This is a genomic window from Arthrobacter sp. P1_D12 (genome assembly GCF_056406175.1).
On the sequence record NZ_JBFUAR010000023.1, the window covers coordinates 56,821 to 70,572 of the forward strand.

11 protein-coding genes are annotated in these 13,752 nt (G+C 67.5%); 7 read left to right on the forward strand and 4 right to left on the reverse strand.

Translation table 11 applies throughout. The features are described 5' to 3' along the window. The first annotated feature begins 46 nt into the window (after positions 1-46). Positions 47-652, forward strand: coding sequence for a mycothiol-dependent nitroreductase Rv2466c family protein (locus AC1DZV_RS16785; protein WP_476954189.1), 606 nt, complete (start codon positions 47-49; stop codon positions 650-652). A 379-nt stretch (positions 653-1,031) separates the two neighbouring features. Here AC1DZV_RS16785 and AC1DZV_RS16790 read toward each other — a convergent pair whose 3' ends face one another. Both AC1DZV_RS16790 and AC1DZV_RS16795 read right to left on the reverse strand, forming a co-directional pair. Beyond that, on the reverse strand, positions 1,032-1,178 hold the full coding sequence (locus AC1DZV_RS16790) for a hypothetical protein (RefSeq protein ID WP_155855732.1): 147 nt from the start codon (positions 1,176-1,178) through the stop codon (positions 1,032-1,034). Position 1,179: 1 nt separating this feature from the next. Next, complete coding sequence (locus AC1DZV_RS16795; protein WP_243177222.1) at positions 1,180-1,653, reverse strand: DUF6325 family protein; 474 nt, start codon at positions 1,651-1,653, stop codon at positions 1,180-1,182. Between the two features lie 286 nt (positions 1,654-1,939). On the opposite strand from AC1DZV_RS16795, the gene AC1DZV_RS16800 reads away from it, so the two are divergent. Then, positions 1,940-2,233 carry a putative quinol monooxygenase gene (locus AC1DZV_RS16800; protein WP_028277852.1) on the forward strand — a complete coding sequence of 98 codons (294 nt, stop codon included), beginning with the start codon at positions 1,940-1,942 and terminating at the stop codon, positions 2,231-2,233. A 90-nt stretch (positions 2,234-2,323) separates the two neighbouring features. Here AC1DZV_RS16800 and valS read toward each other — a convergent pair whose 3' ends face one another. Next, positions 2,324-4,942, reverse strand: a complete 2,619-nt coding sequence (gene valS, locus AC1DZV_RS16805; RefSeq protein WP_476954161.1) for a valine--tRNA ligase — start codon at positions 4,940-4,942, stop codon at positions 2,324-2,326. Positions 4,943-5,048: 106 nt separating this feature from the next. Between valS and AC1DZV_RS16810 the strand changes: the two genes are divergently transcribed. The 3 genes from AC1DZV_RS16810 (at position 5,049) to AC1DZV_RS16820 (ending at position 7,511) form a co-directional block, all read left to right on the forward strand. Further along, positions 5,049-5,426, forward strand: coding sequence for a DUF488 domain-containing protein (locus AC1DZV_RS16810; protein WP_476950904.1), 378 nt, complete (start codon positions 5,049-5,051; stop codon positions 5,424-5,426). Between the two features lie 27 nt (positions 5,427-5,453). Continuing rightward, entirely contained in the window at positions 5,454-6,245 is a 792-nt protein-coding gene (locus AC1DZV_RS16815) for an SDR family oxidoreductase (protein WP_476954162.1), read from the forward strand. Positions 6,246-6,416: 171 nt separating this feature from the next. Further along, complete coding sequence (locus AC1DZV_RS16820) at positions 6,417-7,511, forward strand: glycerophosphodiester phosphodiesterase (protein ID WP_476954163.1); 1,095 nt, start codon at positions 6,417-6,419, stop codon at positions 7,509-7,511. Here the strand turns inward: AC1DZV_RS16820 and AC1DZV_RS16825 are convergent. Beyond that, on the reverse strand, positions 7,508-8,530 hold the full coding sequence (locus tag AC1DZV_RS16825) for an endonuclease/exonuclease/phosphatase family protein (protein ID WP_476954164.1): 1,023 nt from the start codon (positions 8,528-8,530) through the stop codon (positions 7,508-7,510). The two genes, AC1DZV_RS16820 and AC1DZV_RS16825, sit on opposite strands and share 4 nt — an antisense overlap. Before the next feature lie 480 nt (positions 8,531-9,010). Here AC1DZV_RS16825 and ileS point away from each other — a divergent pair, with 480 nt between their 5' ends. Next, complete coding sequence (gene ileS, locus AC1DZV_RS16830; RefSeq protein ID WP_476954165.1) at positions 9,011-12,388, forward strand: isoleucine--tRNA ligase; 3,378 nt, start codon at positions 9,011-9,013, stop codon at positions 12,386-12,388. A gap of 3 nt (positions 12,389-12,391) precedes the next feature. Then, positions 12,392-13,750 (forward strand): bifunctional folylpolyglutamate synthase/dihydrofolate synthase, encoded by a 1,359-nt coding sequence (locus tag AC1DZV_RS16835; RefSeq protein WP_476954166.1) that lies wholly within the window; start codon positions 12,392-12,394, stop codon positions 13,748-13,750. Positions 13,751-13,752: the final 2 nt, after the last annotated feature.

Sequence of the window (13,752 nt, forward strand, 5' to 3'; positions counted from 1 at the left end):
GCTTTCCCCGCAGACTTCCCTAAGGAGAACACCTGTGTCTGAAACCATGACCAACAAAGCCGACTTCTGGTTTGACCCGATGTGCCCCTTCGCCTGGGTCACCTCCCGCTGGATCGGCGAAGTCGAAGAAGTCCGCGACATCAAGACCGAGTGGCATGTCATGAGCCTCGCCGTGCTCAATGAGGGCCGCGAGGAACTGCCCGAGCAGTACCGCGAGTTCATGAAGATGGCGTGGGCTCCGGTCCGCGTCATCACCGCCGCCGCTGAACAGCACGGTGCCGAATTCATCAAGGCGCTCTATGACTCCATGGGCACCAAGATCCACAACGAAGGCATCAAGGACATTGACGAGGTCATCGCCAAGTCGCTGGCCGAGGCCGGACTGCCGGCCGAGCTTGCGGCCGCGGGCCAGAGCGACGAATTCGATGCAAAGCTGCGCGCCAGCCACGAGGAAGGCATCTCGCTGGTGGGTCAGGACGTGGGCACACCCGTCGTCGCCTTCAACGGCACGGCCTTCTTCGGCCCGGTTCTGACGCGCATCCCGCGCGGCGAGGAAGCAGGACAGATCTGGGACGCCACGGTGACCCTGGCATCCTTCCCGTACTTCTTCGAAATCAAGCGCAGCCGTACCGAAAGCCCGGTCTTTAACTAGGCCTGAACAGGCCGGGCCGCTGCCCGGCCTCCCGGGAGCCCCGGCAGAACTACTCTGTTGTAGTTGTGACACTCATCCGACGCAGCCTTCGGCAAAGTCAGATGATGGCTACCAGTGACGAGGTAGGAAGACCTGAAAGTCTAAGGATCCCGCCAGATTGTCTAAGACGTCACGTGACAATCGAAAAGTCGAAGCCCCACCAACCGCTAAACGCTGATGGGGCTTCCCCTTTGCCCAAAAACACCTTGCCCAAAAACAGTGGGCCCAATAACGCCGTCCAAGGGCGCTTCCCCGGGTGCAGAGTGGGCATTGTGCAGGTGCGCACGACCCGGGGCGGGTCATGCGCACCTGAGGGTGCCAGGGGACTGGCTCCGTGGTGTTAGTCGCGGCGGTCTTCCCGGCGGTCGCCGCGGTCGTCACGGCGGTCTTCGCGCCGGTCGCCGCGACGGTTGATCCCGTGGGCGACGACAACGGCCCCGCCGACGGCGGCGGCGGTCCTGCGTCTGCGTCGTGCTGCCAGTGGCATGTCAGGCTCCTTCTATCGCTTCTTCAGGGGACTGGTCTTCAGCGTCGGCCTGGAAGGCGGCGATGACGGCCTGGGTCGGGATCCGGCCGCTGGCCACGAGTTGGCCGCCGGCCTTGCGGACTGCCGTGCCGAATGGGGCCGCCCAGAGGTTTTCCCAGACGAGCACCGCGGCGGAGTGGCCGGGCGCGATCGTCTCGGCCAGGTCCATGACGTCCTGTTCAGAGAGCACCATGGCCAGGTCGGCCTCGGCCGTGCGCACCTCGCCGAGCTCGCTCGGGTCGAGGTCGGAGATCTCCGCCGTCTCGAGTGTGCCGTCCTCCATCTTCCTCAGGAACACCATGTCGAGCACCCTGACGAGGTCACGCTGGACCAGGTCCTCCAGGAACGGGGCGATCTGGCCCTTGCCGAAATCGGGTCCGGGGAATTCAACGACGATCCAGTCGACCGGCCCCAGTTCATCGAGTGTCTCAGTCATGCGTATGACCTCCGCTTCTTCTTGGGGTTCGAGGCGATCCGACGGACCGCTGCACCTTCATTCTGTGCCCCCGGTGAGGTGCGGCGCCTCACCCGTGCCGGGTGACCTCACGCCTCAGCGATAGGACTTGCTTGTGCTGCCCCGGGTTCCGGGCCGAAGGAACAAGCCCGGCGGCCCGGCTGTTGCTTCCAATGACGGGGCAGCGGTCACCGTGCCGTGATCTCCGGGCAACCCGCCCGGTTGTACCCGGTTTTGCCCTGTCCCCACCTGCGAACATTGGAGCGCCATGCCCGTTACAGCCCATCTCGACTTGAACGTCAAAGCCGAAGCCCTGCCCACGGCGCCCGCGGTGCTCCGCGATATTCTCTCCGATACGCGCGCCTTTGACGGCTGCCTCGGGGTCGACGTGCTGGTCGACAGCGAGGATCCGGCGCATTTTCTCGTGGTCGAACAGTGGGTATCGATGGAACACGACGCCGCCTATCGCGCCTGGCGCGCAGGCGACGGCGCGAGCGGGCTGGCAGAACTCCTGGCCGCCCCGCCGGTGCTGACGCACTTCGAGACGTCCTTCGCGGTCTGAGCCTCCCCGCGACGCCGAAGGGGCCCCGCCGGATCAGAATTGCTTCTCTGAACCGGACCGAGGGCCCCTTCGTGTTGTTTCCGCCGGAGACTACGCCTGGACGGGCGGCTCGGCCGGTGCCAGCACGACGTCGCTGACGGCCAGTTCACCCTCGCCGGCGACAAGCGCCAGTTCACGGGCGTTGGCCGCAGCCTTGAGGTCGGCGAGGCCGGCCTTGAGCTGGGTCGTGAGGGATTCCGAGGCCGTGATCGTCGCGGACAGCACCTCGGTGCGCTGCTTGACCTTTGCCTCGGACTTGGCCTTGCGGATGCCGCTGAGCGCGGTGCCCACCGTGGCCAGGAGGGTCGTGTCGCCGTCGACCGCGATGGCGGAGGGCCACTGGGCGCGGTGCACGGAACCGGTGCGCCACCAGCTCCAGACTTCCTCCGTGGCGAACGGCAGGAACGGCGCGAAGAGCCGCAGGAGGGTGTCCAGGCTCGTCGCGAGGGCGGCCAGCACGGATGCCTGCTGCTCCTCGCCGGCGGCACCGTAGGCACGGTCCTTGATGAGCTCCACGTAGTCGTCGGTGAAGTTCCAGAAGAAGCTCTCGGTGATCTGCAGCGCCCGGGCGTAGTCGTAGCCCTCGAATGCCTTGGTCGCCTGCCCGACGACGTCGGCGAGCTGGGCCAGGACGGCCCGGTCCAGCGGGTTGCTCAGCACGGACAGGTCGCCGGAGACGACCGAGTCCTCGGTGGCGCCCAGGTTCAGGACGAACTTGGAGGCGTTGAGCAGCTTGATGGCCAAGCGGCGGCCGATCTTCATCTGCGCGATCTCGTAGGCGGTGTCCGCGCCGAGCTTGGCCGAGGCAGCCCAGTAGCGCACCGCGTCGGAGCCGTACTCCTCCAGCACATCCGTGGGCACAATGACGTTGCCCTTGGACTTGGACATCTTCTTCCGGTCCGGGTCCAGGATCCAGCCGGAGATGGCCGCATGCTTCCACGGTGCGGTCTTCTGCAGCGCGTCGGCGCGGACGGCGGAGGAGAACAGCCAGGTCCGGATGATGTCATGGCCCTGCGGGCGCACGTCGAAGGGGTAGACCTTGGCGAAGAGCGCCTCGTCGGTGCTCCAGCCGCCCACAATCTGGGGGGTCAGGGAGGACGTGGCCCAGGTGTCGAGGACGTCCGCGTCGCCGGTGAAGCCGCCCGGCACGTCGCGCTGGGCTTCCTCGTAGCCGGGGGCCGCATCCGCCGCGGTGTCCACGGGCAGCTGCGCGTCCGACGGGACGATCGGCGCGTCGTACTCGGGGTTGCCGTCGGCATCCAGGGGGTACCAGACCGGCACCGGCACACCGAAGAAGCGCTGGCGGGACACGAGCCAGTCGCCGTTGAGCCCCGAAATCCAGTTCTCGTAGCGGGAGCGCATGAACGCCGGGTGGAACTCGATCTCGTTGCCGCGGCCGATCAGTTGTTCGCGCCGGTCCTCGTCGCGGCCGCCATTGCGGATGTACCACTGGCGCGAGGTAACGACCTCGAGCGGCTTGTCCCCCTTCTCGAAGAAGTTCACCGGGTGCATGATCTTCTTGGGCTCGCCGTCGAGCAGCTCCGCGGCGGCCAGGAGCTCCACCACGGACTCCTTGGCGCTGAACACCGTCTTGCCGGAGATGGCCGCGAAGTTGGCGCGGCCTTCTTCGGTGGTGATCCACTCCGGGGTCTCGCCGATGATGCGGCCGTCGCGGCCCACGATCGCGCGGGTGGGCAGCTGCAGCTCGCGCCACCAGGTGACGTCGGTGAGGTCGCCGAAGGTGCAGACCATGGCGACGCCGGAGCCCTTGTCCGCCTTGGCCAGCGGGTGGGCCTTGACCTCTACCTCGACACCGAACAGGGGAGAAGTGACCTTCTTGCCGAACAGCGGCTTGTAGCGCTCGTCGTCGGGGTTCGCCACGAGCGCGGCGCAGGCGGCCAGCAGCTCGGGGCGGGTGGTCTCGATGAAGATCTTTTCGCCGTCTTCGGTGAAGAAGGGGTAGCGGTAGTAGGCGCCAGCGACCTCACGGTCCTCAAGCTCGGCCTGGGCCACGGCGGTGCGGAACGTGACATCCCACAGGGTGGGGGCCTCGGCCATGTACGCGTCGCCTGCTGCCAGGTTGGCCAGGAAGGCCCGCTGGGAGATGGCGCGGGACTTGTCATCGATCGTCCGGTAGGTCAGGTCCCAGTCCACGGACAGGCCCAGGGTCTGGAAGAGGTGCTCGAAGACCTTCTCGTCCTCGACCGCGAGCTCCTCGCACAGCTCGATGAAGTTCTTGCGGGAGATGACGTCGAAGTCGCGCTGGTTCTTAGCGGGCTCGGCCGGGGGACGGTAGACGGCGTCGTAGGCGATCGCGGGATCGCAGCGCACGCCGTAGTAGTTCTGCACGCGGCGCTCGGTGGGCAGGCCGTTGTCGTCCCATCCCATGGGGTAGAAGACGTTCTTGCCGGTCATACGCTGGTAGCGCGCCAGGACGTCGGTCTGGGTGTAGGAAAACATGTGTCCGACGTGGAGGGATCCCGACGCCGTGGGCGGGGGAGTGTCGATCGAGTAGACCTGCTCCCGGGTGGTGCCCGGGTTGAACTTGTAGGTCCCTTCGTCAAGCCAGCGCTGCGTGAGCGCTTCTTCCAGCCCCTCCAGGGCGGGCTTGTCCGGAACGTTGATGGGGGCGGTGGTGGGCGTGTCTGTACCCTGATTGTCTTCAGCCATGGGTCAATTGTTGCAGTTCCTTACAGTCCGTTTCACCCAATCGCTACAGTCCGCTGCAGTAAACCGCACTATGCGAGGGCAAAACACTGGAATAGTGTCCAGCGGTATGGAGACGTCTGCCGGAAACTTCGCGATCAAGCGCATCTATGACGACCCTGCCGACGACGACGGCTGCCGGGTCCTGGTGGACCGGCTCTGGCCGCGCGGAGTCAGCAAGGAACGGGCCCAATTGGAACTCTGGCTCAAGGACGTGGCGCCCTCCCCGCCGCTGCGCAAGGAATTCGGGCACATGCAGGAACGGTTCGCGGACTTCCGGGCGGCCTACGAAGCCGAGCTCGAGGGCAACCCGGCCGTGCAGACACTCCGGGACCTCGCGGCGGAGCACGGGAAAGTGACGCTGCTCTACGGCGCCCGGGACCCGGAGACCAACCATGCCCGGGTGCTGCAGGAGTTCCTCGAGCGGGGCAGCAACAGCAGGAAATGAGCCCGGCATTGCCGTTACTGTGGTCCCATGACTGAGGGAATCGACAACAACACACAAGAATTCACTGCAGCAGGAGCCAAAGCAGCAGTAGTCACCGGCGCCAGCACCGGAATCGGCGAGGCCACCGTGCGTGCGCTCCGCAAGGAAGGCTGGACCGTGTTCGCCGTCGCCCGCCGTGCCGACCGGCTCGAAGCGCTCGCCGCCGAAACCGGCGCCGTCGCCCTTCCCGCCGATGTGACCGACGACGCCGATGTGGCCCGGCTGCTCGATGAGGTGACCCGCGCCGGCGGCATCGACACGCTGATCAACATCGCCGGTGGTGCCCGCGGCGCCGACAAGGTTGCCGGGGCCAAGACCGAGGACTGGGAATGGATGTTCCAGGTCAACGTGCTCGGCAGCATGAAGCTGATCCGCGCGTTCCTGCCCATGCTGCGTGCCTGCGGCGAGGGCACCGTGCTGAACCTGACCTCCACCGCAGGGCTCTCGGCCTATGAGGGCGGCGGCGGCTACAACGCGGCCAAGTTCGCCCAGCACGCCTTGACCGGCGCCCTGCGGCTCGAAGAGGCTGAGCACAACCTCCGCGTGATAGAGGTGGCCCCCGGGCTGGTGCAGACCGAGGAATTCGCCCTGAACCGCCTCGGCGACCAGGACGCGGCGGCCAAGGTGTACCAGGGAGTCGAGAAGCCACTGACCGCCGAGGACGTCGCCGACGTGGTCCGCTACGCCGTCGTCGCGCCGCACCACATCAACCTGGACCAGATCGTGATCCGCCCGGTGGCGCAGGCGGCCAACTACAAGCTGATCCGCAAGAACCCGTAGGGCGGCCCAGGAGCGGGGCCAAGGGCGGGGCCAAGGGCCGGGACGTCCGGCGGCGACACCGGACGTTCACCGTGGCGTGGGGCGCAGGTCAGGCTGCGCTGGTCCGGAGTTGGCCGGGGTTGGGCAAGGTGGCGCATGCAACTGCACACCACCAGAGTGGAGAACTTTCCCATGCGAACCCCGACGAAGCTCGGCGCTGCCATACTCAGCGCAGCCCTGCTCCTCACCGCCGCCGCCCAGGCAAACGCTGCCCAGGCAAACGCTGGCCAGGCAAACGCGGCCGAGGCTCACGCGGCCGACACGAACCCCAACGGCCAGGGCAGCCACTTTGACCTCGAGGCCCATCGCGGCGGCATCGGCTTGACTGTCGAGTCAACCCTGGCTTCCTTCGCCAAGGGGATCGAGACCGGCGTCTCCACCCTCGAACTGGACCTCCAGATCACCAAGGACGGCCACGAGGTCATCACCCACGACCGCAAGATCAGCGGCCAGAAGTGCCTGGACACGGCTCCTGTCACGCCGAACGACCCACAGTTCCCCTACGTGGGCAAATACATCAAGGACCTGACGTTCGCGCAGGTCCGCAGCCTGGACTGCGGCACCCTCACGCTGCCCCAGTTCCCGGGCCAGGCGGCCTCGCCGGGCGCCAAGATGCCCACGCTGGCCGAGGTCTTCGCCCTGGCGGACTCCCACCGCGCCAGCCAGGTGAAGTTCAACATCGAAACCAAGGTCGAGGCAGGGACGCCGCAGGAAACGGCCCCGCGGGAGCAGTTCGTCGACGTCGCGCTCCGCGAAATCAGGACCGCCCACATGCAGAGCCGGGTCTCAATCGAGAGTTTCGACTGGGGCTCATTGCGCCTGGTCCAGCAGCAGGATCCCCAGATCCGCACCGTGGCGCTGACCAACAAGGACTTCCTCCAGGCAGGCCAGCCCGGCAAGTCGCCGTGGCTGGGCGGCATCGACGCCGATGACTTCGGCGGTGACCTCGTCGCCGCAGCCTCCTCCCTGGGCTTCGACGCCATCTCTCCCGTGCACGGCACGCCGCAGGACGGCGCCGTGACGGATCCGGGCTATGTTCCCTACGTCACCGCCGACATGGTCAGCCGTGCCCACGCGGCAGGCATGCAGGTCATTCCGTGGACCGTTGATGACAAGCCCACCATGCGGGCGCTCATCGGTGCCGGAGTGGACGGGCTGATCACGGATTACCCGGAGCGGCTCCGGGACGTGATGGCCGAGTCCGGCATGAAACTGCCGCGCAGCTAGTCCGCTGCGGGGACGGACAATGTGGCCAGGACCGCCGCGTGGTCCGACCCGGCCACCGGCAGCACGGCATAGCCGCTGCTGCCCACCTGCGGGCCGGTCACGATGTGGTCGATCACCACGCCCGGCAGCGGGGGCCCGGCCATCGGCCAGGTCGGAACCAGCCGCGCCAGGGCCGCGGCGCCGGCGTCGATGAGGGGGCCGCCGGGCCCGGTGCCGTCAGGGCCCTGAAGGATCTGCCGGAACTCGGCGTGGTCGAGGGTGGCGTTGAAGTCGCCCAGCAGCAGCATGTTGCCGGGACGGGCGGCAAGGCGGCCCAGGGCGGCCAATTCGCTCCGCCACTGCCCGGCCCGGCCCCACACGGGCGCCTTGGTGTGCACGTTGGTCACGGCGAGGGGGGCCAGCCGGCCGCCGGCGTCGAGCTCCAGTTGCACCGTGGGCATGTGGAAGGCGGAACCGTCCACGGAGTCCACCGGAATGATCGGGCGGGCGGAGTACACGGCGCCGCCGCCCGCGCTGTCCCTCGAGCGGCTGATCCGGTGCGGAAGCAGCGCGCCCAGTCCCTCCGCATCCAGCCGTCTCTCCAGGGCCGGGGAGAGTTCCTGGACGGCAAGGAGCCCGACGCCGTTTTCGCGCACCAGCCGGACAACTTCCGCGGCGTCCGCCTGGCCCTTCCAGGCGTTGAGGGTCATGACCTTCAGTTCGGCCGACGGCCGCTGTCCCGTGCCCTGTCCGATGGACTCTTCTCTTCCCTGCAAGGGATCCGTCTGCCGGGCCAGAAGCCGGTCCGCCACCTGGTCCGGCGGGAACAGCCAGAGCAGCTGCAAGGCCAGGAGGGCGCCGGCCGGGAGGGCAAGCCAGGGACGGCGCGCCCGCAGCCCCAGCAGGAAGGCCGCGCCCGCGGGAAGCACGAACCAGGGCGTGAAGGCCACGAGCTGGACCACCGGGGCAGGCCACGGCGCCGGGACCGCCCGGAACACGGACACCACGGCAACGGGCGCGGCGCAAAGGGCAGAGGACACGTGCCACCGGCGGCTGGCGCTGCGGCGCTTCACGGGTAGGCCCGGGGCGGCCGGGGGACGGTCATGGCATGAGTCTATGCAGTCGGACCGCCGGCGTCGCCCCCTGTCAGCGGAGTTTGCCGCACCGGGAAACGCAGTGGCACTGAACGTCGCTGCAGCGGGGCAGTGAAACGCACTATTTTCTCCGGTACCATCGACGTAGCAGCTTTGACCCGGCTATCACCGGTGAGCTTCCGGAAGAACGCCCTCGCGTGAGGTGGAGACTTAATCGCCACGGTGCGCGCGCGGGCCAGTAGAACCGGACGGGTAAGCCCGTCACAGCAGTAATGAGCGGCCGACGCCGGTGCACGACCCTTCGCGAAGGGGAGCGGACCGGTGGCGGTAAGTGAGGTGGTACCGCGGTCCGTAGTGTCGGAAGACAACAGGGCCGTCCTCGCATCCTGAATGCATGTGTTCACCAGCTCAACCCAGGATGTCGAGATGACTTATTACCCCAAGGCCTCCGCCTCAGGCGCCGGCTCCACCACCTCTGCGTCAAACGCAACTTCCAACACTTCTGCGTCCAACACCTCCGGCGTATCCGCCTCCGTGAAGTTCCCGGAGATCGAAGAGCGCATCCTCAAATACTGGGACCAGGACGGCACCTTCCAGGCGAGCATCGACCAGCGGGATGCTGGTCAGGACGGGTCCAACGAGTTCGTCTTCTACGACGGCCCGCCCTTCGCCAACGGCCTGCCGCACTACGGCCACCTCCTGACCGGCTACGCCAAAGACCTCGTGGGCCGCTACCAGACCCAGCGCGGCCGCCGCGTGGAGCGCCGCTTCGGCTGGGACACCCACGGCCTGCCCGCCGAGCTGGAAGCCATGAAGCAGCTGGGCATGACGGACAAAACCCAGATCGAGGCCATGGGCATCGACAAGTTCAACGACGCCTGCCGCGCCTCCGTCATGAAGTACGCCGACGAATGGAAGAGCTACGTCACCCGCCAGGCGCGCTGGGTGGACTTCGAAAACGACTACAAGACGCTGAACGTCGAGTACATGGAGTCCGTGCTCTGGGCCTTCAAGCAGCTGCACGAAAAGGGCCTGACCTACAACGGCTACCGCGTCCTGCCGTACTGCTGGAAGGACGAGACGCCGCTGTCCAACCATGAGCTGCGCATGGACGACGACGTCTACAAGAACCGCCAGGACCAGACCGTCACGGTCACGTTCCCCATCACGGCAGGGGACTCGGAGCTGTCCAGGCAGCTCGCCGGGGTACAGGCACTTGCCTGGACCACCACACCCTGGACGCTGCCCACCAACCTGGCGCTCGCCGTCGGGCCCGACATCAGCTACGTGGTCCTGCCGGCTGGCCCGCACGGGATCAAGGCCGCCGCGGCCGACGCGCCAGTCACCGGCAGCTTCCTGCTCGCCGCTGACCTCCTGGCCGCCTACGCCAAGGACCTCGGCTACGGCGACGGGGCCGAGGGCGCCGCCGCCGCGGAGGCCGCCATCACCTCCCGCCACACCGGCGCCGAGCTAAACGGCTTGAGCTATGAGCCGCTTTGGGACTATTTCCACGACGCCGAAAAGTACGGCACCGAGAACGCCTGGCGCTTCCTCGTGGCCGATTACGTCACCACCACCGACGGCACCGGCATCGTCCACCAGGCCCCCGCCTACGGCGAAGACGACCAGAAGATCTGTGAAGAGGCCGGCATCCCCGTGGTCCTCTCGGTCGACGAAGGCGCAAAGTTCCTGCCGCTGTTCGGCCACGGCGACCTCGCCGAAATCGCCGGGCTGCAGGTGTTCGAGGCCAACAAGCCCATCACCCAGGTGCTCCGCGCCCAGGGCCGCCTGGTCCGCCAGGCCAGCTACGAGCACAGCTACCCGCACTGCTGGCGCTGCCGCAACCCGCTGATCTACCGCGCCGTGTCCTCCTGGTACGTCGAGGTCACCAAGTTCAAGGACCGCATGTCCGAGCTCAACCAGGACATCAACTGGATCCCGGGCAACGTCAAGGACGGCCAGTTCGGCAAGTGGCTAGCCAACGCCCGCGACTGGTCCATCAGCCGCAACCGCTACTGGGGCAGCCCCATCCCCGTCTGGCAGTCCACCGACCCGGACTATCCGCGCACCGACGTCTACGGCTCCCTGGCCGAGATCGAGGCCGACTTCGGCCGCCTGCCGCTGAACAAGGCCGGCCAGGTGGACCTGCACCGGCCGTTCATTGACGAGCTCACCCGCCCGAATCCGGATGACCCGCGCACCCCGGAAGAGGGCCAGTCCGTGATGCGCCGCGTCGAGGACGTCCTCGACGTCTGGTTCGACTCCGGATCCATGCCCTACGGCCAGGTCCACTACCCGTTCCAGAATGAGGAATGGTTCGACACGCACAACCCGGCGGACTTCATCGTCGAGTACATCGGCCAGACCCGCGGCTGGTTCTACATGCTGCACATCCTTTCCACCGCGCTGTTCGACCGTCCGGCCTTCCGGAACGTCATCAGCCACGGCATCGTGCTGGGTTCGGACGGGCAGAAGATGTCCAAGAGCCTGCGCAACTACCCGGACGTCTCCGAGGTCCTGGACCGCGACGGCTCCGACGCCATGCGCTGGTTCCTGATGTCCAGCCCGATCCTGCGCGGCGGCAACCTCGTGGTCACCGAGCAGGGGATCCGCGACGGCGTCCGCCAGGTCATCCTGCCGCTGTGGAACGTGTACAGCTTCTTCACGCTGTACACGAACGCCGCTAACGCTGCAGCAGGACAAGCGAAGGGCTACGACGCCAAGCTCCGCTACGACGGCTACGCCGACACCCTGGACCAGTACCTCATGGCCAACACCGGGGACCTGGTCCGGAACATGACCGCCCAGCTGGACAGCTACGACATCTCCGGCGCCTGCGACGAGCTGCGCAGCTACCTGGACATGCTCACGAACTGGTACGTCCGCCGCAGCCGCCAGCGCTTCTTCGACGAGAGTGTGGACGCCTTCGACGCGCTCTACACCGCGCTGGAGACCGTCACCCGCGTGGCCGCCTCCCTGCTGCCGCTGATCTCCGAGGAGATCTGGCGTGGCCTCACCGGCGGGCGTTCCGTGCACCTGGCCGACTGGCCGGATGCCGGACTGTTCCCGGCCAACCCGGGCCTGGTCGAGGCGATGGACCGGGTGCAGCAGATCTGCTCCACCGGCTCCTCGCTGCGCAAGGCCGCGAACCTGCGCGTGCGCCTGCCGCTGCAGGAACTCACGGTCGTGGCACCGGGCGCGGACGCGCTGGGCGGCTTCGCCGGCGTCGTCGCCGATGAACTGAACCTGCGCTCGGTCCGCCTGCTGGACGCCGAGAACGCCTCCCCGGAGGAGTTCGGCATCGAGCAGAAGCTCGTGGTCAATGCCCGGGCCGCCGGCCCGCGCCTGGGCAAGAACGTCCAGCAGGCCATCAAGGGATCCAAGTCCGGCGACTGGTCGGTCAGCGACGCCGGGGTGGTCACCGCCGGCGGCCTCGACCTCGAACCGCAGGAGTACACCCTGGAAACCGTCGTGGCCGAGGCCGCGGAAGGCGAAGGATCCCGCGCAGCGGCGGTCCTGCCCGGCGGCGGGTTCGTGGTGCTCAACACCGAGGTCACCCCGGAGCTGGAAGCCGAGGGCATGGCCCGTGACATGGTCCGCGCCATCCAGCAGGCCCGCAAGGACGCCGGACTCAATGTCAGCGACCGGATCAGCACGTCCGTCACGGCGAAGCAGGACGTCGTCGAGGCGCTGCTGGCCAACGCGGAGCTGGTCAAGACTGAAACCCTGACCGTCGAGCTGGAAACCCTGGCGGCCGACATCAAGGACCCACAGGTCAGCGTTGCCAAGAAAGTTGGAGCCTAAACCATGACCGACGAATTCTCCGTTGAAAGCGTCTACGCCGAGCTGCTGGGCCGGGCGCCGGAAAACAAAATGGAGCCGCGGCTCGCCCCGCTGCACCGGGCCATGGAAATCCTGGGGGAGCCGAACAAGGCGTTCCCGATCATCCACGTCACCGGCACCAACGGCAAGACCTCCACGGCCCGGATGATCGAGGCCGGGTTGCGCGCCCACGGCCTGAGCACCGGCCGCTACACGAGCCCGCACCTGTCCAAGGTCACCGAGCGGATCAGCATCGACGGCGCCCCGGTGCCGGATGAGACGTTCGTCCGGATCTGGGACGAGATCCGGCCCTACCTGCAGATCGTGGACGGCGAACTCGAGGCGGCGGGCGAGCCCCGGCTGACCTACTTCGAGTGCCTGACGATCCTGGGCTTCGCGGTCTTCGCCGATCAGCCGGTCAACGTCGCCGTGATCGAAGTGGGCCTGGGCGGCATCACCGACGCCACGAACGTCGGCGACGGCCAGGTGGCCGTCGTCACCCCGATCTCCCTGGACCACACCGATCTGCTGGGCGACACCACCGGGGACATCGCCTACGAGAAGGCCGGCATCATCAAGCCCGGCAGCTTCCTCATCAGCGCGGCGCAGCCGGTCGACGCGGCCCAGGTCCTGCTGGAGAAGGCCAAGGAAGTCAACGTGCCGTTCCGCTTCGAGGGCGTGGAGTTCGGCGTCGAATCCCGCACCGTCGCGGTCGGCGGCCAGATGGTCACCATCCAGGGCATCGCCGGACGCTACGAGGACCTGCTGGTGCCGCTGCACGGCGCGCACCAGGCCGAGAACGCCGCCGTCGCCATAGCCGCGCTGGAAGCGTTCTTTGGCGGGGAAAAGGCGATCGACGCCGCGATCCTGCAGGAGGCCTTCGCCTCCGTTACCTCCCCGGGACGGCTTGAGGTGGTCCGCACCGCGCCGACCATCATCGTGGACGCCGCCCACAACCCGGAGGGCATCCGGGTATCCGCCGAGGCCATCCACGAGGCCTTCAACTTCACCAAGCTCGTGGTGGTGGTGGGAGTCCTGCGGGAAAAGGACGCCGAGGAGATCCTGCGCCAGCTCAAGGAATCCCTCGGCGGCCTCGCCACCGAATACTGCTTCACCCAGTCCAACTCGCCCCGGGCCGTCCCGGCCGAGGACCTGGCCGAAATCGCGGTTGACCTGGGCTTCGGCGAGGAGAACATCCACGTCGCCGGGAAGCTCGATGACGCCCTCGAATGGGCCGTGGAACGGGCCGAAGCCGACGACGAGCCCGCCGGCGGGGTCCTCGTGACCGGTTCCATCACGCTCGTCGCGGACGCCCGGATCCTGCTCGGAAAGGCGGACGCGTAAGC